General features: G+C 44.1%; 23 protein-coding genes and 1 pseudogene. 2 read left to right on the forward strand and 22 right to left on the reverse strand.

The features are described from left to right. Positions 1-24 precede the first annotated feature (24 nt). From BN1691_RS09990 to BN1691_RS10015, 6 genes are all read right to left on the reverse strand, one after another. Positions 25-2,559, reverse strand: a complete 2,535-nt coding sequence (locus tag BN1691_RS09990) for a Lon protease family protein (RefSeq protein WP_082147187.1) — start codon at positions 2,557-2,559, stop codon at positions 25-27. 19 nt (positions 2,560-2,578) lie between these two features. Next, positions 2,579-3,313: a CBS domain-containing protein gene (locus tag BN1691_RS09995; RefSeq protein WP_048602086.1), complete on the reverse strand. Its 735-nt coding sequence runs from the start codon at positions 3,311-3,313 to the stop codon at positions 2,579-2,581. Positions 3,314-3,419: 106 nt separating this feature from the next. After that, on the reverse strand, positions 3,420-4,598 hold the full coding sequence (locus BN1691_RS10000) for an HAD family hydrolase (RefSeq protein WP_048602087.1): 1,179 nt from the start codon (positions 4,596-4,598) through the stop codon (positions 3,420-3,422). Between the two features lie 5 nt (positions 4,599-4,603). Then, positions 4,604-5,824, reverse strand: a complete 1,221-nt coding sequence (gene thiI, locus BN1691_RS10005) for a tRNA uracil 4-sulfurtransferase ThiI (protein WP_048602088.1) — start codon at positions 5,822-5,824, stop codon at positions 4,604-4,606. A 4-nt stretch (positions 5,825-5,828) separates the two neighbouring features. After that, entirely contained in the window at positions 5,829-6,980 is a 1,152-nt protein-coding gene (locus tag BN1691_RS10010; protein WP_048602089.1) for a cysteine desulfurase family protein, read from the reverse strand. 100 nt (positions 6,981-7,080) lie between these two features. Further along, on the reverse strand, positions 7,081-7,632 hold the full coding sequence (locus BN1691_RS10015; RefSeq protein WP_048602090.1) for a DUF309 domain-containing protein: 552 nt from the start codon (positions 7,630-7,632) through the stop codon (positions 7,081-7,083). A 109-nt stretch (positions 7,633-7,741) separates the two neighbouring features. Between BN1691_RS10015 and BN1691_RS10020 the strand changes: the two genes are divergently transcribed. Both BN1691_RS10020 and BN1691_RS10025 read left to right on the forward strand, forming a co-directional pair. Next, the gene (locus BN1691_RS10020) at positions 7,742-8,080 is read left to right on the forward strand and encodes an iron-sulfur cluster biosynthesis family protein (RefSeq protein ID WP_048602091.1); all 339 of its coding nucleotides are present in this window, start codon (positions 7,742-7,744) and stop codon (positions 8,078-8,080) included. A gap of 17 nt (positions 8,081-8,097) precedes the next feature. Beyond that, positions 8,098-8,805, forward strand: a complete 708-nt coding sequence (locus BN1691_RS10025) for an SOS response-associated peptidase (RefSeq protein WP_053083746.1) — start codon at positions 8,098-8,100, stop codon at positions 8,803-8,805. A 168-nt stretch (positions 8,806-8,973) separates the two neighbouring features. On the opposite strand, the gene BN1691_RS10030 is transcribed toward BN1691_RS10025, so the two are convergent. The 16 genes and pseudogenes from BN1691_RS10030 to BN1691_RS10105 form a co-directional block, all read right to left on the reverse strand. Further along, a complete protein-coding gene (locus BN1691_RS10030; protein WP_048602092.1) occupies positions 8,974-11,079 on the reverse strand; it encodes a thioredoxin domain-containing protein in 2,106 nt (701 codons plus the stop codon). Positions 11,080-11,232: 153 nt separating this feature from the next. Further along, a complete protein-coding gene (locus BN1691_RS10035) occupies positions 11,233-11,520 on the reverse strand; it encodes a hypothetical protein (RefSeq protein WP_048602093.1) in 288 nt (95 codons plus the stop codon). Positions 11,521-11,635: 115 nt separating this feature from the next. After that, positions 11,636-12,205 (reverse strand): hypothetical protein, encoded by a 570-nt coding sequence (locus tag BN1691_RS10040; RefSeq protein WP_048602094.1) that lies wholly within the window; start codon positions 12,203-12,205, stop codon positions 11,636-11,638. A 177-nt stretch (positions 12,206-12,382) separates the two neighbouring features. Beyond that, a complete protein-coding gene (locus tag BN1691_RS10045; protein ID WP_048602095.1) occupies positions 12,383-13,048 on the reverse strand; it encodes an ABC transporter ATP-binding protein in 666 nt (221 codons plus the stop codon). Positions 13,049-13,071: 23 nt separating this feature from the next. Then, positions 13,072-13,863: a hypothetical protein gene (locus BN1691_RS14435; RefSeq protein ID WP_048602096.1), complete on the reverse strand. Its 792-nt coding sequence runs from the start codon at positions 13,861-13,863 to the stop codon at positions 13,072-13,074. Continuing rightward, a complete protein-coding gene (locus tag BN1691_RS10055) occupies positions 13,863-14,660 on the reverse strand; it encodes a hypothetical protein (RefSeq protein ID WP_048602097.1) in 798 nt (265 codons plus the stop codon). Before BN1691_RS10055 ends, BN1691_RS14435 begins: the two co-directional genes overlap by 1 nt. Further along, entirely contained in the window at positions 14,653-15,507 is an 855-nt protein-coding gene (locus BN1691_RS10060) for a hypothetical protein (protein WP_147545834.1), read from the reverse strand. The genes BN1691_RS10055 and BN1691_RS10060 overlap by 8 nt, the downstream gene beginning before the upstream one ends. Before the next feature lie 183 nt (positions 15,508-15,690). Beyond that, a complete protein-coding gene (locus BN1691_RS10065; RefSeq protein WP_048602099.1) occupies positions 15,691-16,830 on the reverse strand; it encodes a glycosyltransferase family 2 protein in 1,140 nt (379 codons plus the stop codon). Positions 16,831-17,111: 281 nt separating this feature from the next. Beyond that, positions 17,112-17,369, reverse strand: a pseudogene (locus tag BN1691_RS10070) (DUF2935 domain-containing protein); the annotation flags it as partial. 47 nt (positions 17,370-17,416) lie between these two features. After that, on the reverse strand, positions 17,417-17,776 hold the full coding sequence (locus BN1691_RS10075; protein ID WP_076850175.1) for a DUF2512 family protein: 360 nt from the start codon (positions 17,774-17,776) through the stop codon (positions 17,417-17,419). A 109-nt stretch (positions 17,777-17,885) separates the two neighbouring features. Further along, on the reverse strand, positions 17,886-18,812 hold the full coding sequence (locus BN1691_RS10080; RefSeq protein WP_048602101.1) for a DMT family transporter: 927 nt from the start codon (positions 18,810-18,812) through the stop codon (positions 17,886-17,888). 36 nt (positions 18,813-18,848) lie between these two features. Then, positions 18,849-19,946, reverse strand: coding sequence for an acyl-CoA dehydrogenase family protein (locus BN1691_RS10085; protein WP_048602102.1), 1,098 nt, complete (start codon positions 19,944-19,946; stop codon positions 18,849-18,851). A 155-nt stretch (positions 19,947-20,101) separates the two neighbouring features. Then, positions 20,102-20,302 (reverse strand): hypothetical protein, encoded by a 201-nt coding sequence (locus BN1691_RS10090; RefSeq protein ID WP_048602103.1) that lies wholly within the window; start codon positions 20,300-20,302, stop codon positions 20,102-20,104. Positions 20,303-20,380: 78 nt separating this feature from the next. Beyond that, positions 20,381-20,926 (reverse strand): hypothetical protein, encoded by a 546-nt coding sequence (locus BN1691_RS10095; RefSeq protein WP_048602104.1) that lies wholly within the window; start codon positions 20,924-20,926, stop codon positions 20,381-20,383. Between the two features lie 150 nt (positions 20,927-21,076). Then, on the reverse strand, positions 21,077-21,370 hold the full coding sequence (locus BN1691_RS10100; RefSeq protein ID WP_048602105.1) for a hypothetical protein: 294 nt from the start codon (positions 21,368-21,370) through the stop codon (positions 21,077-21,079). A gap of 227 nt (positions 21,371-21,597) precedes the next feature. After that, entirely contained in the window at positions 21,598-22,896 is a 1,299-nt protein-coding gene (locus tag BN1691_RS10105) for an amidohydrolase (protein WP_048602106.1), read from the reverse strand. Position 22,897 lies beyond the last annotated feature (1 nt).

Raw genomic sequence — 22,897 nt, forward strand, 5'->3', positions numbered from 1 at the left:
GCTTTTTCATCGTTTCTTTTAAGATTATTCCGCAGAATTGGGACTCTCTTCTCTCTCTTCTCCCTCTTCTATCTTATCTCCTTCAGAATTCCTCATAGCTTCTTCAACTTGATTTGCAACATCATTCTTCTTTGCCCCATTCTTTCTCCCTATCACAGCTTGAAACATCTGATTGAGTCGTGCATCCACCCTAGCATAGATGGTTCCTTCTGGAAAATGTCCAGCTTCATCCCGTTCAGCACCTGCTGGAATTCCAGTTAAGATCTCGATCCCTTCAGCCACATGACATACTGCCCAGAGATGAAATTGACCGGTACGAATTGCCTCTACTACTTCATCATTTAGCATTAGATGCTTCACATTTTGCTCAGGAATGATCACCCCTTGCTCACCTGAAAAGCCCTTCAATTTGCAAATATGATAGAAACCCTCAATCTTTTCATTCACACCACCGATGGGCTGGATCTCTCCCCACTGATTCACGGAGCCTGTTACTGCAATCCCTTGCTTAATGGGTGCATTTGCTAAGGAGGATAGTAGAATATATAGCTCTGAGCTTGAGGCACTATCGCCATCTACCATATTATAGGTTTGCTCGAATGTGATACTGGCCGATAAGGGGAGCGGACGATTCTGGGCAAATTGACCGGAGAGATAGCCACTAAGGATGAGTAACCCTTTATTATGAATCTGACCACTCATGGCAGTCTCCCGCTCGATATGCATGATCCCACTACGTCCTAAAAAGGTTTGAGCAGTGATTCTACTGGGCAAACCAAAGTAAGCATCACCGGTGGAGAGAATGGTTAAGCCGTTGATCTGACCCACGCGCTCACCTTCTGTATCCACCATCAGCGTACCATCGGCGATCATCTCCTGCCAGGTCTCTGTTAGCCGATTAGCACGGTAGCGTTGCTCTTGTAGTGCCTTCCGGATGTGAGTTTCATCTACAAAAGTCGCTCCCTCTTTTTCAGCCCAGAATGAAGATTCTACTAATAGCTTACTAATCTCTTGAAAGCGGGTGGAAAGCTTCCGCTGATCTTCCACAAGTCGTGAGCTGAAGTCAATGACCCGCGCTACCCCACGCCGATGGAAGGGAAGAAGCTGATGCTGCTCCCCATAGTTTTTCACAAAGGCTGCAAGCTGATAGAGATTCTCTTCATTGCGCTCCATCTGTAAGGCAAACTCTACTTTTACCTTAAACAGTTTATGAAAGTCCTCATCATACGCTGCAAGCAGCTGATAGAGATCAGGTGTCCCGATGAGGATCACCTTCAGTTCGATAGGGATGGCTTCAGGCTTCAGACTGGTCGCTGCTACACCAATTCGGTCATCAAACAGATTCTCCATTTGGAGAAGACTAGATTTTAGGGTTCGCTTCAAAATTGCCCAAGCATAGGGCTGTTGAAGGAGCTCCGTTGCTTGAAGAATCAGATATCCACCATTGGCCTGATGAAGGGCGCCCGCTTTAATCTGTGTAAAATCGGTGACCCAGTTCCCCATACTCCCTTGGTATTCAACACGTCCCATCAGATTGGATGCAGTGGGATTCAACTCCATCACCACGGGAGCACCATTGGATGGATCATGATGGACTAATACATTCACCTTATACCGAAGCCTTCGCCGCTCAGAACCCTCAGAGAACATATTGAGAAGTGATGGCTCTGCTTCTTCCTTTTTTACGAATAGCTCAACGTTATTGACTACATCTTCTTGGTAATCACGGAGATATTGTAGGATCTTCTGTTCTTTTTCATACTGGTGGTTAAGAGGATCGAATAGATAAGCAATGGTGGCGCTGGCACGGCGGCGAACATTCTGCTCTAGCTCCTCCCGCATGGAGGTTTCGATTCGACGCATCTGATTGATGAGATTCTCCATGCGCTCCTCGATCTGCTGGCCCTTCTTCTTCAGCTCTTCCTTCATCTCATCCGAAAGTTGATTGAATTCCTCTTGCTTCATGGGCCGACCAAAGTGGAGAGGATAGGTTGAAAAGCCATTGGGTGTTCGTTCGATCATAAAGTTTTCCTGTTTTGCGAACGCTCGTAAATCCTTCCATAGCTCTTCACTGCTCTCTTCATGCTTGCGCATAATTGAGCGTTTCTCTTCTTCAAACTCATGACTTTCCATCATCTGTTGAAGCTCATGCTCAACCTTTCGTTCAAGGCGATGGATCGTAGCTTGAAACTTACCAGCTTCCCCAGCTGGTAGAGATAAGGCAATGGGCTGATCTGGTTGCTTAAAATTATAGACATAAACCCAATCCTTCGGTACTGGTTTATCTTTTGCAAAATGAGCCACCTTCGCTTTAGTGTACGTGGTACGTCCGGTACCTGATGCTCCCACGACAAAGAGATTGTAGCCAGTTTGTTCCACGGCGAGACCAAACTCCATCGCTTCAACAGCGCGCTTTTGTCCGATAATCTCTTTATGGGTTAATTGAAAGTCTGCCGTGGACTCAAAGGAAAATTGCTCTGGTAGACAATGATTACATAATTGCGTAACAGGGACTCGCCAGGACTCACACAGCGTATGCTTCGGCTTCGTCAGTACCATTTCCAACCTACTCACCCCTTCACCCATTCTCACCATTTCCATTTTTTGAGAACATCTTAATCACATCAATAGGTGTAATTAATCCTAAAAGAGGTTCATCCATCCTACCCTGCTCTGTAATCAGGATGGCATCAAGACGGTGAACTCCCTTCTCTAAATGCTGTATAAAAATATCTCGTGCATCATATATGGTGGCTTGTGCTGAGATGACTGCATAATTTTTTTCTGTCCGCTCATGTGCTAATACATCCCGCACCCGTACAGTATTCAATGTAATTAAATCTAAATCCTGGTGATGTGCTAGCCATTCAGCGATTCCATGATGGGTTAGGAGACCGATAAATTTTTTGCCATTCCCATTATAAATAGGAAACTGTGTATACGAATAACGCTTAATCACTCCTAATACATGGGTTAATGGTTCATCCATTTGATAGGTAAAAACCCGCCGCTTATAGCGTGGGATGACACGCTCTGGTTGGGTTAGCTCGTGTAAAATAAATTCCATCTGTTGCACGACGGAATCATGTGGTTCTGCGATGACCATGCCAGGCTTCACCCGTTCATGCACGATGGCATTACGTAACTCTGCATACTCTTTTAAATCCTGTTCATACTCACGAATGATAGGATTCTTCTTTTTACAGAGATCGATCAATTGGTAGAAAGATAAATGCCGATCCGTTCCTAGTTGTTCCTCCATATATTTCTGCATTTGATTGATCGCCACAAGAAATCGTTCAGAATTGAGCATCCATTCACCTCCAATCGGGTTCATCTTACCTTCACTATACCACATTTTAAAAGGGGGTCAGACCCCCAGTACGTTAAAGCACTAACGTAATGGGGGTCTGACCCCACTATAGTAATTCATTCACATTTTCCAGAAGTAAAACAGCACCTAACTCAATAAAAGCAGCTTTACGCTGTTCTGAATCCATTCCGCTATATACACCAGCAAAGGGCACACCTAAATCCTTGGCAGCCAAGGCATCGGCAATGGAATCACCGACAATTAAGTAGTCATCAGCATCCTGCAGGGGCAAAGATGTTCTACACGCCTCTACACATTCCTCAACTGCATCAGTCCGACTACGAATGGCTTGCAGGTAACAGTAAGGATGTGGCTTCGAGAGACGAAAGGCTGAACCTCCACGCTTCTCTGCATCCATCACCTCATCGGCTGTTACCACCCGCTCTGTATCCAAGTATTGAAAGATACCCAGGCTTGTCAGCGGAACCTCCGTCTCCAAGCGAGGACGACCTGTAGCAATGCCCAGGGTAATTCCACGTTCATGGAGCTCACGGAAGAATGCTTGGAGCTCTTCAGGTGGCAATAAAGGTATCTCCGCTTGTAAAAAGCCACGCTTTCCTTCCTGACGTAATGGGTCATGAAGCTGACGCGTATACGCTTCACCAATATACCACTCTTGAAAAATATCGTGACCAAGCTGCCAGAAGGTACGGGAGGAAGAGAATGGTCCCTCCCCTTCAGCAAAATCAAGACCTAAACGCTCCTTGGCATGGCGATCGAGGCAGGTTCCCTGCAAGAGGGAATCCTTATCACTCTCAGCAAGCCAGGCTAAATAAGCATCATGCCGCAGGAAATCTGGAAAGGTAAAATCAGCGCAATCGGCCTGAAGACCTTGCAACCGTTGGTCCGTGATCGGTTGTGCCAACCATGCCTTCACCTCATTACGACTCATCTGTCCATTCTCCATCAATGTCGCCAGCCATTCAATGAGATAATAGCCCGCCAACAGATAGACCATCTGCCAATTGGAATTGAGACCCTTCGCCTTAAACTGATGAAGGATCGCTTCCTGTGCAAAGACATGTTGACGTACTTCCTGCATCACTGCTTCATCGGGGGTTGGTGTAAAGGGAATACGGCTAGGCAGATGGAGATAGGGCTCACTGGTCAATAACTCCCAAACCGTCAGCGTTGTTGCATCGAAGCACCGCTCCTCACTGAGTAAAACCCCATCCACATCAAAAATGATCATCTTTGGTTGCTTTATCTTGTTTATCGTGTTCATCGCGCTCACTCTCCCAGGTCGAAATAAGCGGAAAACTCCTCATCATGTCGTTGGCTAAACTGATCAAAGCTGATAATTTCTCGGTTCTTCACGGCTTCATTGACAAGACGCTCCCATTCCAATTGGGCCTCTTCATGACGTGCTGTTTCTAAGCGTGGCTTGGTCTCAGGCGATTTTGGCAAAAAGACGGTACAGCAGTCCTCATAGGGTTGAATGGAGGTCTCATACGTCCCAATATCTTGAGCGATCCGCATGATCTCCAATTTATCTGCACTAATGAGAGGACGTAAGATGGGCATAGTGGTTACATCATTGATGGCCACCATACTCTCTAAGGTCTGGCTGGCTACCTGCCCTACACTCTCCCCGGTTGCTAAGGCCAAACACCGTTCCTCGTGAGCGATCTGCGTCGCGATGCGGAACATTAAACGACGCATCACCGTAATGGAATAGCTCGGCTTCACTTGCTTCCGAATCTCTGTCTGAATCTCTGTAAATGGAACAAGGTGAAGACGAATCGGACCGGTAAAGCGGGTGATCATCCGTGCTAGATCCTCTACCTTTTGCCGTGCCCGTTCACTGGTATAAGGATAGCTGTAAAAATGGACTGCCTCCACCTTTACCCCACGTTTCGCTGTGAGGTAGCCTGCTACAGGGCTATCGATCCCGCCAGAGAGTAATAGTAACGCCTTGCCGCTGATCCCAACAGGTAAGCCACCTCGTCCCGCAAAATGATCCTGGTAAACATAGGCTCCCTGCTCACGAACCTCCACCCGTAAGGTGACTTCAGGTTGATGCACATCCACCGTAATCTGCTCCGTATTACGTAACACATGGGCCCCGATAACCTGATTCAATTCATCAGAGACCACTGGAAAAGCCTTATTAGAACGACGGGAGCGTACCTTGAAAGTGGTGGGCTGCCCATCATGCTCCTTCATCAGACTTAAAGCGGCATCTTTAATCGCTTCCAGATCTAAAGGGGTACGGAGCACTGGTGAGATCCCTACGATCCCAAAGACATCCTGCGTCGCTTCAATCACTGCATTCGCATCCTCACCATGAAGTAGTACGGTCAAACGACCATACATCTTCTCCACCTTGGCCTTGGGAAATGGGCGGAGCTTCTGACGAAGATTACGAACCAGCTGCTCCTCAAAAAGGTAACGGTTCTTTCCCTTTAATGCTAATTCGCCATATTTAATAAGTAGGTTATCATACTGCATCGATCTATCTCCTCACTTCATGGCGCAGGCGTTGAACACTCTTCACAATCGCTTCTGCGGCCTGTTCCATCTCTTTTCGTGTTGTATAAGCGCCTTGACTAATTCGAATGGTGCCTTCAGCAAAATCATCAGATAAACCGCATGCTGCTAAGACCCGACTGGGTAGATGCTTCTTCGAGGAACAAGCGGAGCGCGTAGAAACATACACCCCTTCTTCCTCCAACGCATGCACCAGTACCTCACCGCGTAAACCGGCAAAAGAAAGGCTTAAAATATGGGGAGCCCCACCTGTAAAGCTGGTATCACCATTAATATGCATCCTTTCCAGCCCTTGAATGCTCTCCAATAAGAGCTCTTTATTCTCCTGCCAAGCTTGACGATGCGCGGACAATTGCTTCATACTATCCTGCATCGCCCTAACCATCGCAGCAATGCCTGGAACATTCACCGTACCAGAACGCAGTCCACTTTCTTGACCGCCACCTGCCAGCAAAGGCTCTAACTGCACACCCTTCCGCACAAACAGGAGGCCAGTCCCCTTCGGTCCATGGAACTTATGACCGGAGATGGAGAGCAGATCGATCCCTGCTAACGCATCAGGCAATGGTACCTTGGCATAGGCTTGTACCGCATCCACATGAAAGAATACCTTCGGATAGTCAGTAAGCAACTGGGCGATCTCTGCAATGGGTTGAACGGTGCCAATCTCATTATTCACCGCCATTACCGAGACGAGAATCGTATCATCACGCAAAGCATCCTTTAATTGCGCTACGGAAACACGGCCCTTTTGGTCTGTAGGCAACACCGTCATGGTAAAACCGCGCTTCTGCAGCTGTTCAAATGCCAAGTATACGGAAGCATGCTCTACCTCGGTGGTGATAATATGCTTACCCCGCTCCATATATTGTAAGGCCACCCCTTTGATGGCCATATTATTACTCTCTGTTCCTCCTGATGTGAAAACAATCTCGCTCGGATCCACCCCGAACTGGCGAGCAGCCACTTGACGGGCTTGGCTGAGCAAACGATCCGCTTTATGCCCGATACCATGGATGGAAGCAGGATTGCCATAGACTTGATGCATGGCATCTTCATAAACATGAATGACTGCATCAGAAGGCTGCGTCGTAGCGCTATTATCTAAATAGATCATATGGGTACGCCTCTTTCTTCGATTTTCCTTCCTGATTTCTTATCTTGAGATCAACGCATATGCTAGTCCGCAAAGAATGGTTAATTCATCCGTAAGAATATCACATTCCTTTACGGGGGTAAAGGGAAGTTCCATGCCGTGCTTCCCATGCCTCAGCTCGTTCTCGAAGTATATCGCTTCGATCCCGGAGACGATGCTTCTCTTGAATGGATTCAGGAACCCCTTCCTTCCCTGTCATGTCCACAACACCCCATGCCATCGCTCGCTCCTTACATGCTTGCAGGAGGCTTACATCTTCGATCTGCAGTTGTAACGGACGATACACTTCTCCATGTTCAAGCCCTTGGAGCCGTCCTTCCACCTCCTGACACAAGGCTTGGGCAGCCACCCCTAATTGCTGAAGTTGACCCTGTACCTTCGGTTTCCGGAAAATGGGCACTACCTTCTTTAAAAGCTTTTGTGCACCATGGAAATTGCCACGTCGATGGTGGTAGAGAGCCACCGCCAGTTGAATCCAAGCGACCCACACAGGACGCCAGTTCTCATCCTGCTCTTCTTTCCAGTATGCTTCTAAGATCTCATGACATTCAAAATAATCGCCTGTATATTGAAAATGTACGAGATAATCAACCCATGCTTGGGGCCAAGCCATGACGGTACCTCCTCTATTTCCCTGTACTTTCCTCTATGATATAATAACAGAAAATTGCGATGAGACGTGATAAGATCATAATAAGATCATATAGAAAGGAGCGTGCATCATGTTACAGCTCACATCTCAAGCCATTGAAGCACTACGTACCCAGGAGATTCCCACTGGATCATTGCTACGCTTCGATGCGGAGTTAAGCGGAGGCTGCAGTACCTTGGTCCAATTTTTCTTACGAATCGATGAAGGGCGTCAAGGGGATACAACTATTCAGGTTGAGGATCTTTCCATCGTGGTGGATCCCTTTACACAACGCTATTTAGACAACAATACCGTGCTAGATTATACAATAGAAGAAGGCTATATTTTACGAAGTGATGAGGAGATTTGGGCAGAGGGGATCCCCTTCCTTGCCCAGGGAGAAGTCCTGACCAAAGGTCGTTCTTGTTAAGATGGGAGATGAAGCCAATGTGTGGACGTTTTCACTTAATCACACCATGGGATCAATTACAGCTACGCTTTCATCTCGCCTCTTTGCAGAGCGAGCAGGCAAGTGGTGAATCACTGGGTCTCCAATCCCGTTATAATATTTCCCCCGGTCAACCCATTCTTACGGTGATTTCCGATGGGAAGGAACGACGTGCCGGCTTTCTCCAATGGGGACTCATTCCCAGCTGGAGTAAGGATCCTAAGATCGCTTACAAGATGATTAATGCCCGTTCTGAATCCCTTGCAGAAAAGCCCAGCTTCCGCACGCCCTTCCGTCGTCAACGCTGTCTCATCCTCGCTGATGGCTTCTATGAATGGCATGAGGAAGCCCATGGACGCCAAGCTTATCGGATTCATCTCCGTGATAACCGTTCCTTTGCCATGGCAGGACTCTGGGATCGTTGGCTCTCCCCAGAAGGTGAGAAGCGCTACACCTGTACGATTATCACGACACAAGCCTCATCCACGATCTCAAGACTGCATCATCGCATGCCTGTGATTTTACAGCCTGAGGTTGAGGAAGCCTGGCTCAACCCACCAGAGCAAGCACCTGCACTACTCCAACCTCTCTTGGAACAAAATCTTGGCGATGAACTCCAGTATCATCCAGTCTCATCACTTGTAAATAATGGACGAATTGATGAGCCTGCATGTATGGAGCCAGTCTCCCCTTTCGACATCCAATGACAGTTTCTCTCTTGCGCATCGACGCGCTCCCATTCTTCATGCACTAGTCTTGCACTAATCTTGTCATTCCCTGCCTAATCCTGCGCTTGCCTGGGAAATACTACAGAAGCTCTGATGATAAAAAGAACCGTCCAATCCATTGAACGGTTCTTTTTCTTTGAATTTCATTCATTCAATATTACTTGTAAGCATCTCAACCAATTGATCAACGGTATCCACTGGATCCTGGCAGGAATAGTTTTCACAGACATAGGCTGTTACACCATCATGCTTTCGTTCATAGGAGCGGAGGTATTCTGGTAGAAAGTCAGGAACCGCATCCCCTAATGGCTTACCTTTCTCATTCGTCACAAAGGCAAAATGGATGTGATGGGGAAGAAAATGTACTGCCATTACATGGTGCATCTCTTCCAGCACAGACGAATCTTCCTCTGAACCAATCAACACCACCTCTTGCCCCTGATGAAAATGCTCCTGCAGTGCCATAAGAGAGACCGTATAGGGAGTGGCATGAGCTTGTAATTCATCCATTCGAGTTTTCAAGATCTGCACGGCGCGTTCTTGCCATATGGGATCACCGAGATACTTACTTAAGCGCATCCACTGCCAGAGAATGACACCATTTCCTGATGGCATGGCGCCATCATACCATTCCTTTGGCCGAATAATGAGCTCTTCGCCATCAATGGGATTAAAGAAGAAGCCACCTGCCACTTCATCGCGGAAGAGCACCCATGTCTCTTCACTATAGGCTCTTGCTAAGTCGAGATAGCTCTGCTGAGATGTTGCTTCATACAGTTCAAGGCTGGCCCAGATCATGAAGGCATAATCATCGATAAAGGCAAGATGCGCTGCATCATCTTCACGATAACGCGCCAATAGTCGGCAATCCTCTTCTCGCACTAAATTCTTATGAATAAAGCGTAATGCTCGTTCAGCCATCGCCAACCAATCTTCTCGTTGAAAGACGGCACCAGCACGGGCCAGGGCTGCAATCATTAGAGCATTCCAGGAAGTAAGAATCTTATCGTCTTTATGTGGCGCTGGACGCTTTTGTCGCGCTTCTAAGAGGCGTGATTTCATGTCGAGGAGACGAGCTTCAGAGATCTCCAAAGCCTGCTGAACGCTTGCAGCGCTCAAATGAAAATCCAAGCCGATCAGATTAGGAATACTATTCCCCTCAAAGTTTCCATTCCCTGTGATTCCATAATGATGGTTCCACCAGTTCCCATCCTCTTCTCCTAGCACATCGAGGACCTGCTCAGGTGTCCAGACATAGTACTTCCCCTCCACTCCCTCTGCATCAGCATCAATGGCGGAATAGAATCCCCCTTTGGGATGAGTCATCTCCCTTTGGATAAAGGAAACGATGCCTTGGGCAACCTCTTGAAAAAGCGGTCGCTTCGTTGCTTGGTAAGCTTCGCTATAAAGCATGAGTAAGAGCGCATTATCATAGAGCATTTTTTCAAAATGAGGGATCAACCAGCTGGGATCGGTGGAGTATCGGGCAAATCCGCCTCCTACATGGTCATAGATTCCTCCCTTGTACATAGAGAAGAGCGTCTGTTCTACCATACCCAGCGCATGATCTTCTTTAGTATCATGCCAGTAGCGCAGGAGAAACATCATTTGATGGGGGCTAGGAAAAAGCGGCGCTGCTGAGAATCCTCCGAAGATGGGATTAAAGCCTGCAGCAAGATGTCGATAGCCATCCATGATCGGTTCTTCATTAAGTTCATGGATTTCTTCAACGGCTTCAGGCTCGCGGAGGAAGCAAGTGACCTTCTCCGCTACCTCGACGACCTTCTCCTGACTCTCATTCCACCTTTTCGCAATGGTCTCCAAAATATAGACAAGGCCCATCCGTTTGCCAATATTCTCCTTTGAGAAATAGGTCCCTGCAAAAAATGGGCGCTGATCCGGTGTCATAATGATGGTCAACGGCCAACCACCCTGTCCTGTCATCGCTTGACAGACGGTCATATAAATTTGATCGATATCAGGGCGTTCCTCCCGATCCACCTTAATGGCGACATAGTTTTCATTTAATAAAGCGGCGACCTCTTCATCCTCAAACGATTCGTTTTCCATGACATGGCACCAATGGCAGCAGCTGTACCCTATGCTAAGGAAGATGGGTTTATTCTCACGGGTTGCCTTTTCAAAAGCTTCTGGGCTCCATTCATACCAATCCACGGGGTTATAAGCATGTTGAAGTAAATATGGTGATTTTGCATGAATTAAGCGATTAGATTGTCGTTCTTCTGTCTCCATGATGTAGATACCTCCGTTCTAACCTCTTTCAAATTGCCTTGTCTAGGTTAATATTACCCAAAGGCGTAAGAAAAAGACACAAAGATGCACTTAAGAATGTGCCTTTGTGTCTTGATTTTGCTACTTGGTGAACTTTACATAAAATATTATACGTCATCTGCTATTAACGACGGTTGTTATTACCTTTGTAAGTTTATAGCCGTCCGGAACATCAATGTTTCCACCTTTAATAATCCTTTTTAGGGCATCCTCATCCTCTTGAACATATTCGGTATAAGTCCCATTAGCATCCGATTTGCTAATCGTTAACTTTCCAAAATCGTTGGTAATTTGATACTTAGTTGAACTTGAAACGTTCGGCTCATCACTAGAATTTTGTACTAAGACACTAGTTGACAAAACTAACAAAAAGGACAGTACTAATGGAGACGATTTCTTCACCTTCGTAATCCCCCTATAATCAATTTATTTATATGATGGCATAGTTAACATTATTTGTTATCTGCATTATAAGAATATTAATTTTCACAACATAATTGAAACATTAATCAGCTTTTTATTTGCTAGTTTTTATATTGTAGTTATTGCTAGTATATTTTACATACTCTACAATTGGAAGATTATTATCATCAAACCATGATACTTTAATAAGAATGTAAGGAATTTCCTCCAAAACGTCATTTAAATTTTTGTTTTCAAAATACACCATATTGGAGCTAACTGAGATCTCCTTGATTTCTCCATTTGGTACAAGATCATAATTTTTCTTCAATGACTTATCTGCTTTTTTTACAGCAATAATATTTGATACTAAAGAATGTGGAGTATTAAGATAGCGTAGTATATTATCTCCTAAAAAAGCTGAAACGAAGACTTGATTCATGGGTACTTTTGGGTTAAACACATTTACTTCAAATGTAACTCGACCATCGGAAAAATCATAAATGATGACTTCTAGATCAAAATGTGGCGAGCTTTCAGAAATCTTATTCTCATCGATTGTTTTTATATCATTTATTTCTTCTTGAATGAATGTAACCACTGGATTTTCGAATAATTGAATATCTTTTTTTACGGAAATGAAGACCGCTATTATGACAAAGAAGAATAGGAAAAGTGTTAACACAATAAGCGCTCCGGACTTTTTTATAATAAGCCTCCCCTTCCATTATAAACCTTTCCTTCCAATTATGTTAGCATATTATAGATAATTCCTCCAACCATTCACTGCTTGTTTTCCTTTTTATCACAATTAGGGGGCTGGGCAGAAAAACTCTGAACCTGATTCACCTGACCTTCAAGATCATACCGATCCCTTTACTTTCTCCATTTGAATCGGCGATAGCGTTCCCGCATCAAACTCAAATACTTCATCACACAACAGGCGAATATCATCCAGGATGTGACTGGATAACAGAACCGTTACACCCTGATCCACTTTGCTTTGTATCAGCTCTCGAATCTTCGTAACTCCACTTTTATCGAGACCATTCATCGGTTCATCGAAGATGAGTAATTTGGGATTTTCCATTATGGCTTGAGCGATGGCAAGTCGTTGTTTCATCCCTAGAGAATAGTGTTTTACTGCCTTTTTATTTTGTGGACTTAATCCCACTGCTTCAATGGCTTGATTGATTTGCTCAAGTGTGATCTGCTTGCGGATCGCCGCAAGATAGCTGAGGTTTTGAAAGCCTGAGTAATCGGGCATAAAGCCAGGATGCTCAATCACAATGCCTGTCTCCTCAGCAAAGTCAAGCTCTTTACCAAGTTCCTTTCCAAATAAATGGATCGTACCTTCATCAGGAAGTAGCAGCCCGCAAACCAACTTAAAAAAAACAGACTTACCACTTCCATTATGTCCAATGAATCCATAACATCTTCCCTTTTGAAGTTCCAGATTAATAGCCTGTAGAACGGGCTCTCCCTTAAAGGACTTCGACAGATTCTTAACTTCTACAGCAAGCTCCATATCTGTGTTCCTCCAATTACTTTTTATTCTACTATGCGATCGAACTTCTTACGTTTGGCAGCTAGTATCAGAATTGAAAAAAACGCGACCATATAACCACTGTGAATGACAAGAAAGGTAAACCAAGAATCTGAGAAACCGTACAATAACTGATAACTTCCTGGTTTCACATGACCACCAGGACCATATTGAAAATCAAACATGAGGTTCATCGCATAGACAATCGTTACGAGAATGTATGATGTCCCGATCTTATTGGTCCAGAAATGGATTAGCATTTGGATGAGGACGAGAGTAAAGGTGCCGAATAGCTGTAAGACCACGAAGGAGAGCAGCACTTGCTCAAAAGGAGCATGCAATTCCAGTGCAAAATTTTGAATCAAAGACGACAGTGTCAACGAATAATCATCATATAGAAACTCAAAACATGCCCATGTTATAAGGTTTACGATGATGAGAAATGTCAATGTAAATAAAAATAAGGCAAACACATGTGAAAGGAGCCAACTTCTCGCAGAAGTGATTCGTAACAGCGTATAATAAATATTCTTTTTCATCCCTTGTTCGATATAGGACTCAACAAGATACATCAGCAAGAGATAAGGGAGAAGATGATGAACCATGAGTAAGAAGGGAAATTGCTTGGCTGGATAAAGTCCAACATGGAGAATAAAAGCATCGGTTACCGTTACAACGTTTCGAAAGTATGTACCTGTAAATATAGCCAGGATGATTAATACACAGATTGTAATGAACCATTGTCTTCGCGAAAAAGTTCGCAGGTGACACCGTACTAGATTCCAGTTTTGTACCATTACTCATTCCCCAACTCGATTTTTTTATTGGTAAACCATAAAACAGAATACATAGAGATGATTGATGCCATCACACCTGTGTTATATCTGAACAAAAATTGAGGCAGACCTTGATGCTCACGAATCAATGCCACATAGTCCGTGCTGATCGAAAGGAATGGAAGCCATTGCATAAGAAAATTCACACTCACCAAGCGATTTGCAAACAATATTAAAAAGCACACCATAAATGCCTTCACATGTTGGTTTTTTCGCGTATGGCGAAAAACTAGTAAATATACACTCGTGATAAACCATGCGCTTAATAAATAACGAATCGAAAGAGCTCCATAAGCCACAACGGGAATGATTAATGTCTGGTAACCAAACTCATAGTCTATGCCCCAATGAGATCCATAGCCTTGGAGAAGGAATGCACCCATTGTTACAAGTACGAGATATAATACCGTGAAAAGCGTTCCAACAGTCAGGATACTCAGCACCTTTGAAGCCAGCCAGTTGAATCTTCTTCCTAAGCGAAGAGCTACATATCTACCTACATTCTGTTCATGGCAAATTTCATACGAATAGAGTAGTAAATATGGAAGAAAGAAGAATAGATAATAATTATTATTTTTTAAGATACTAAGAAGTAGATCCCAGCCATTGCTCTGCCCTCCTCGCATCCGAGAATTCCCGAGGATGATATTCTCCATGAGCAGTATTCCAATGGTCGCTAAGATTAATATCATGGTGCGTTTGGAAAAGATGGTGACTTTCATCTTCTGTCGATAATAGTTTTGAAGACGTTTATCCATTGATTTTCACCATTTTTCCTCGATATTCAAAGATAATCATCGAAGCAGCAATCAATAGAATAATGGACGAATACATGATGAATGGATCTGCATGAAAACTATTCATCATATTAATCCATTGTAGAGGCGAGAAAGCAAACCAGCCTAGGAAGCCTTCAAGAAGAATGCCTGTTCCCATATACAATAGGAAGGGTAATACATAGATAACAATCTTCTTTTTCGTGAACGTTGAAATGCACATTCCCATGGCCGCAAATGTGCAGCCAATTAGAAAATGTGTCAATAACACGATGCCAATATAAAGTTCCGGTAAAGAAAAATATAATTCTGAAAATGGACCAGTAGCTTGATAAACTGGCGCAGCAAGGACTTCATTTCGGAATAGGATCGTAATAACGATATAGTATAGGAACTCGGGGATGAAAATGGCCAATCCTCCCACAAGACCGTTGACGATAAATTTTGTTCGAACATACTGATGCAAGGATGTTCGAGCTACAATATAATATTGATATTTCGTCTGCCGCTCTTCCCAATACGATGCGGAATAAGGTAACATCACAAGCAATGGAAATAAAATACCGATAAAACTGAAGCTTTTCAGCCATATTTGATACTTGTTATATCCATTAGACTGAATGAATTCCATCGCTTCAGTATTTCCTTCTAGATCTGGTGCCTTTAAATCAGCGAATGTCATCGTATCAAAAATCGCACTATAGTCTGACAGAAGAAATAGAAAGATTGCGATAAGAACAACCAATAACATTCTTCCGTTAATCAAGCCGCGCTTTAAGTCTGTAAGGAACATTTTTACTTCACTTCCCAAACAATCATTGTTTTGCACTCCCACCTTTAAATGATGTCAGATATACCATTTATTTCAATAGTGATATGGTATCATTTACAGTAAAAACTACTAGATCCTTCTACCATTTTGAGTATGTAGGGTTTAAGTATCCAGGATGATTGAGAAAAGTGAAGGGAGTGTTGCTAACTACTTCAGAAAGTAGTTTTGCGACACCCCCTTTTAAGATCGCACCTTCCCCAATGCCACCAATTCTTTCTTGCCATGCGGTGTCCGCACCCAAGTATGATTACGAAAGGTGAGCAAAGCATAGAAGACAAGCACGAATTGGATAAAGAGGTACGGAATATGCAGGAGCAGCCCAGGTAGGGCAACAAACCCTCGGTCCAGCATGGCCCAGATTGCCACAATTCCCATGGATCCAAGGAGACCCCAAATTGAGTAACCATAATAAAAAATTGGAATGATACTCAACACCGTAGCAAATGGAATGGCAAGATACATGGAGAACTCAAAATCCTTGCGAATCAAGCGATGGAAATAGCGGAAAAAGACCTGCCATTGACCCCTCGCCCAGCGCAAACGTTGCCGGATGCCAGTGCGAATCCCCTGCGGCTTTTCGTCATAGCAAATAAGTTTTGGATTATAGGAGATGCGAATTCCTTCAACACGAAGCATTGCTGAATACTCTAAGTCATCGGATACAGAGGAGACAGCAAATGGCACCCGTTCCAAGATAGACAGACGAATCCCCCAGCCTGTCCCTCCAAGGACAGAGGAGCGGTTCCAGCGTTCTCGTCCCCAATAGAAAGACCGGAGCATAAAGTGATAATTCGTTGCATACCATCTTGTCTGTAGATTATCGGTACAGTTTAGTGTTGCAATATAGCCCTGTACCACTTCATTCTGGCCCAATGAGTAGACCAACTGGGCAAAATAATTGGATTCGATCCTATTATCTGCATCCAATACAGTCACAAGAATCTCCGGGTTAGCCCCGTACTCTGCTAGTAACTCGGTAAAGATCTCCTTCAACAGATGCTGTTTACCAGGAAGTCCTGTCACCCGTTCATACACTTCAACCTGTTGCCTTCTAGCCATCTCTACTGTACCATCGGTGCAACGATCGGCGCCAATGATCAACCGGACTGCAATCTCTGGTGTTGTAGCCATGGCTTTTTTTACACTCTCAATCATCCGTTCAATGACTTTCTCCTCATTATGAGCAGGAACAACCACGACCACTTCCTTAATATGAGTCTTATTTCTTTGCTCTCGACATTTCATGGGCAACAAGGAAAATACGAATACAATGATCGTCCACACGTAGAATATGAATAAGAGTATATTTACGACTAACATGTTTCTCCTCCAAATTGGACATGGGTTTAGTGATTTGGTTTATCCATATTTTTTCCACCAGACCATATTACACCATTCAAATAAGTTCAGTCTGTAGGCATCACTACTCATTACGATACGAATATAAAAGAAAAATGATCTATTGATGCAATATAGGAAGCGTTCATTGCGGATTCGTTCTGAACACGCCTTTACAAAAAAAGATGGTGGAGACAGGATTTCAAAATCCGTCTCCACCATCTTTTTTTCTTTCACGCTTTTCCTAAACGCAGCATGACTAATCACCTTTTAATTATGAACGTGTTGGGCAGTGGAACCAATCCTAGTTGTGCTAATTTATTCAGGTAATAGCATTCTTTCCTTGCCATATGGTCAGGCGTTAAGGAACTGATGATATCCAGCACCTCTGCTCTTAATTCCATCTCCTCTAACTCAAGGAGGAACTTATAGAAAAGAGTCATCTCGAAATTAATTTCTTCATGAAAATGGCGAAAAGCAGGAAAATCTTGTAGACCCGTTCGCATATACCCTGCCATCTCTGCCATATCAGATAACCATAGCTGTCATTGAAGGTGAAGTAAATCCATCATGAAGCTGGGGATTTCTCTGCTCGACCAGTTCGGATCAACCAGCGATGGGTGAAATATTCCACCACTGTTAATAATCCTGCGGTAAGAATCGCTCCAAATACCGAAACTACCGCATCCATAAACAGATTGGAAATTAAATAAACCAATAGGGCGGTGGCGATAAAATCAAGGACAGTACTTATCCAAAGCGTACCTTTTCGTAAAACTAAGTATTCTAGAAAAAAGCCTGCTATCGCTAAGAGCAGTCCTACAACCAATGGTTGATACAGCCCAGCATAATATACATTGGGAAAAAGCCAGCCAGCAACTGCCACACCGATGGGGCAGATTAAGATCTTCATCATCAAACTAGACATGGCACACCTCCATGAATTCTCTTCCTATCTATTCTCTGCTGCACTTGACATAATTATGTACAGAGATAGATAAGCATTGAGATGTGTATGACCCCGCTGAGACCATATGCTAAGCTTCTGTAGCGACCAGTGCTTTTTTCTCCGGTTGAAAAACAGCAAGCACCACGCCGGTAATCACCATCACCATACCGATGTATTGCTGCCAAAGCACCGGTGAACCATAGAGGAGAACTGCGATCCAGGTGGCATTGATCGGAACCAAATTGATCAATAAGCTAGCCTTGCTTGCCCCCACCTCATGAACCCCCTTATTCCAGAGAAAGAACGCGATCACAGTAGCAAAGAGCGCCATGTAGAACATCTCGCCCCAGGATTGTAAGGAGAGTGCTGGCACACTCCCCCACCCCTTCTCAAATAAGGAGAGGAGGAGCAGAAATACTCCGCCCATCACCGTCGTTATCGTGGTTGTAAGGAGTGGTGGAACCTCCCTCATGACGATCTTACCAACCAAGCCATATACCACCCAGCTTAATAATGAGACAACGATAAACAAGTCCCCTTGATTAAAGGTAAAGGTGAGCAAGGTGCTGAGGGAGCCGCCTGTAATCACCACCAATACTCCACCTAAGGAGAGAACCATGCCTAATCCTAAGCGAAGATTCCAACGTTCCTTCAAAAAAAGCACTGCACCCAATGTGGTTAATACGGGATTCACTGCAATAATTAAGGACCCATTGATGGCAGAGGTATATTGTAGACCGGCGTAAAAGAACACATTATATGCGAAGACACCAGTGAGAGCCATCATGAGTAAGCCTACCCAATTTCTTTTTACAATGACAGTTTGCCATCCATTTCTAATAAAGAGGAGTAATAACAAGATCAGACCCGCTAAGATAAAACGTAGTGCTGCCGTTGTAATAGGTGGCAGCTCTGTCACCACATGCTGTGCCGCTGGGAACGCACCACCCCAAAAGAGTGGAACCAATAATAATAACAGATAACCACCGATGCTTGGACGAGCTTGCTTCTGCATCGTATACACAGCCTTTCCTTTTAGATGAATGAAAAGTTAAACAGGATAGGGAGCCAAAAAGACATGCTGAGAAGCTGTATGTAGATCACGCCAGATTCGATTTAGTGTAGTTCCTTCCATCACCGCAGACATTCCTAGGTAGGGAAAAACCGCTTCTACCGCTTGTACAGCAGTTCTCGTGGTTGCTTTACATAAGTGACTGAAGTGAAGTTGCTCTTCATTAGAAAGTACTTTTTGCTTCGTAAAGCTTGTCCAGGCCTCATCAATCCCCGCAGAGAAGGCGATGATTACTTTTTTTAGCTTCTTCTCTTCATTTTTAATCTGCTTCCATACTGCAGGGTAGCGCTCTAGTTGCGATTGGGACCAGCCCTCTCTTCCTGCTTCTGTCAGGTCTCTTGCTTCATCAAAGAAATGGCGGACCATACCGATGACCACTGCAGTAAATGAAGCCTCAGAGAATTGAAGAAAGGGAAATTGATAGATCAAATGAGGGTATGCTAAGGGCTCCTCCATTATTGAAAAGGTATGATCCTCATGGATTAAACAAGCTTCAACTTCGATGGAATGACTGCCAGTGGCTTTCATTCCATAAGCATCCCAGTCCTGAATGATCTTTACTTGGCTCGGTTTAAGTATGAAGGAACGAATGGCGTGAGTATTTTCGGTATTCTTACCCTGACCCGTATCATCCTGTAAACCTGCTTTCACATAGCAATTGGCAGTAAATAAGGTGGCATAGGTGGAGCCACTACAATATTTCCAGCGACCCTGTACGATATAACCTCCTTCAACACGCTGCGCAATCCCTGCTGGAAAACCACTGCCTGCAATCACAGCATCCCGTGGGGTTAACAAGACTTGGCTCACAGCTGGTTCCATAAATGGTGTAAAAAAACCGCCACCAGCCCCCACCGTCACCAACCAGCCAAAGCTACTATCGATCCAAGCAGCCTGTTCAAAAATTTGCAAAGCTTCAGGTAGTGTACAGAGGCGACCACCTAACTCCTCAGGAACAAAGAGCTTAAATAATTGTTGCTCATAGATAAAATCAAGAACCTCTTGCTTAAGTCTGCCTTCCCTCTCCATGTCAGGGGATGCTGCTCTGATCATGGCTACAATTTGGTCTGAAAACATTGCAATCTCCTCCCCGCTTCTATGTCTCTTACATACGCTACTATCTTATAACTCCAAATAACAAAAAATTCGCCGATTCATTAGGCGAACAGGAATGAGGATCACGATCTAGAGGACTATCATCTCTATGAATATTATCTTATATACGAGAACACTTAAGTCAAAACACCGCCATCGCCACTTTCAAAGGGTGAATTGGATGGGGTTCTTCGCATAATCGCACGCAGTATATTATTATAGCGAGTGCGTGCAATTCTTCGTACCCCCATTGGGCGATTACAATCATCGATTAATGCACGCAACTCCTCTAGCATTTTTTGTTCCACAGGCGTGATTTGTAGTTGATCTTTTTTCATCTAGATGTCCCCCTTTCCACGAATCCCTTCATCTACAATATATACCATATTATGAGATAGCATCAAGTAAGGAACTAGTCAAAGTGGCAAATTGATTTCATGATCCTTGCCTACATTCTTACCCACTTCTACTTTCTTACTTTCATCTAAGCCCTTGCTTTGCTTCTCGCGGATATAGGCTAGCCCTGCAAATCCAGCTAAAAAGGAGGTGCCAATTAAGGCATACTCATTTTCGGTGCCAGAGATGGTCAACGTCACCTTGGCGAGAATGGCTGTACCAATTCCCACAAGAATATCACCGAGAAAGCCCAGATCAATAATGATGGGATTGAGGCGATCCTCTACAAAACGAATACCGATCAAAGATAATAAAAACAAGACGATTTTGAAGGGGGTATATAATAACCAGCGTATCCAATTATCACGACGATGACTAGGATTTCTTAAGCGTTGATCTAAGCGTTCAATGGTTTCTCCTCGAACATAAGAGATATAGATTAATGGAAACTGGATCGTTCCTCCCTTTGCATAGTGACCGATTAAGGCTCCGATGAGACTACTACCGATGGGAAGCTTAAAGGCCTCCCATAGATCTGCAAAGGTTCCTATTGATTCAAGCTCCATTCCAACACAACCCTTCCCACCATTTACTGAATGTTTCGTGATCTGATGCGATTTTCCTTCCTACTCTATCTTTATTATTTTCGTACCATCATCAATACCTCAATTTACACTGAACTCTACTTAATGATGATGCCTTCTTTTTCTGTTGCTTTATTTTGATTTTACCTTCTTCTGTGCCAGAAACATCACAATAAAATCTATGACACAGCTAAAAACAAAAGTAATACCGATAATAATTGCCCCAAAGGTAAAAACATGTCCATCTCCAGCATAGAAGAGCCACCAGAGAAAAGAAGAACCATAGAGGATAAGATTAATTAACATGGGTGGAAGGAGACCGTGACGAAATGAGCGCCGTGCTTCCATAAACGCTTCAAAAAGGGTAATGAAGAAAGGAACCAATGTCACCAATAATAACATCAGCATATCTAATAAGGTAAACATGACGACAACCTACCTTTCCACTCGTTCCTCGTCTGCATAAAAACATTATCCCCTGTTCTTAAAGATCGTACACAAAAAACAACACCCACAAAGAAAAGCGATTTTCTCTGTGAGTGTTATTGACCAATTAAGGGGTGTTAGTTCTCAAGAAGTAAACGTACAGACTGTAAATATTTACGAACGAATTCACACTAACATATGGTTTAATACTAACGTACGATTTAATCTTAGCGAGCGATTTGTAGAACAGAGCGTACCACTAATTCTACACCTACAGCTAAGGCTGTTTCATCAAAATCAAAATGGTTGTCATGATGACCTGCAGCGCGGTTTGCTCCGATCATATAATACGTTCCTTTACCACCATGGGCTTGCACGGTGCTCATCATATGAGCATAGTCCTCTGCAGCACCAAAGTCTGCATATTCAATGATATTGGTGAAGTATGGAATCTTCTCTGCTTCTGCTTTGAGGACCTTAGCAACCTCAAGGTCGCTTTGGCCGCCACTGGTTCCACCAACCATTTGCATATCGCACTTCACATCATACATAGCAGCAGCAGCTTGAATCATCCGCTTTGCTTCATTCACCATATATTGGTCAATTCCACTTGTTTCACCGCGTGTTTCAAGCTTAATCACAGCATTCGGTGGAAGGATGTTACGTCCTTGTCCAGCATGCAATACCCCAACATTGATGCGGGATGCGCCTTCGCCATGGCGAGAAATCGCATGCAAGTTCAGAGCAGCTGTAGCTGCTGCGAGTAAGGCATTCTTACCTTCTTGAGGAGCAGCTCCAGCATGGGCAGGTACACCAGTAAATTCAGCATCAATTTTCGTCGTTGCTAAGAATTTACCCGTTGCACAGATTAAATCCCCAGTATGAGCTGCCTTAAAGCCAATATGACCACCGATAATATAATCAACATCATCAACAACGCCTGCTTCTACCATGGCACGGGCACCACGTACCCCTTCTTCACCAGGTTGGAAAATAAAGCGGATGGTACCATGGAGCTGATCCTTCATGGAAGCTAGCAATTCTGCAGCACCCAATCCCATGGACATATGACCATCATGACCACAAGCATGCATTGCCCCAGCATTCTTCGAAGCAAATCCTTCACGGTAAGGACGATGCTCTTCCTCCAGTGCTTCTTGAATATCATTGGAGTCAATATCGAAGCGGAGAGCGATGACGGGACCTTCTCCACAATCTAATTCTGCGACGAGACCTGTTTTACCACCAGCCATTTGGGCTACTAATTCAGGATCTGCACCTTGAGCAATGGCTCGTTCCATCTCTTGTCCTAGCTTTTCTTTTGATGGTACGCCCATCATGGCATCTTCAGCGATTACATCAGCACCGAAGCGAATTTGGTAACCCCATTCTTGTAAGTAATGAATAATCTTAGAAGTGGTACGGAATTCTGTCCATGCAGGTTCAGGATATTGGTGAAAATTACGACGATATTGAACCAATTTTCCTTCAACATGTGCTAATTGTTCTTTCATCCGATCTTCCATT

Origin of the sequence: Rubeoparvulum massiliense, assembly GCF_001049895.1 — a bacterium.
Classification (GTDB): Bacteria; Bacillota; Bacilli; order Rubeoparvulales; family Rubeoparvulaceae; genus Rubeoparvulum; species Rubeoparvulum massiliense.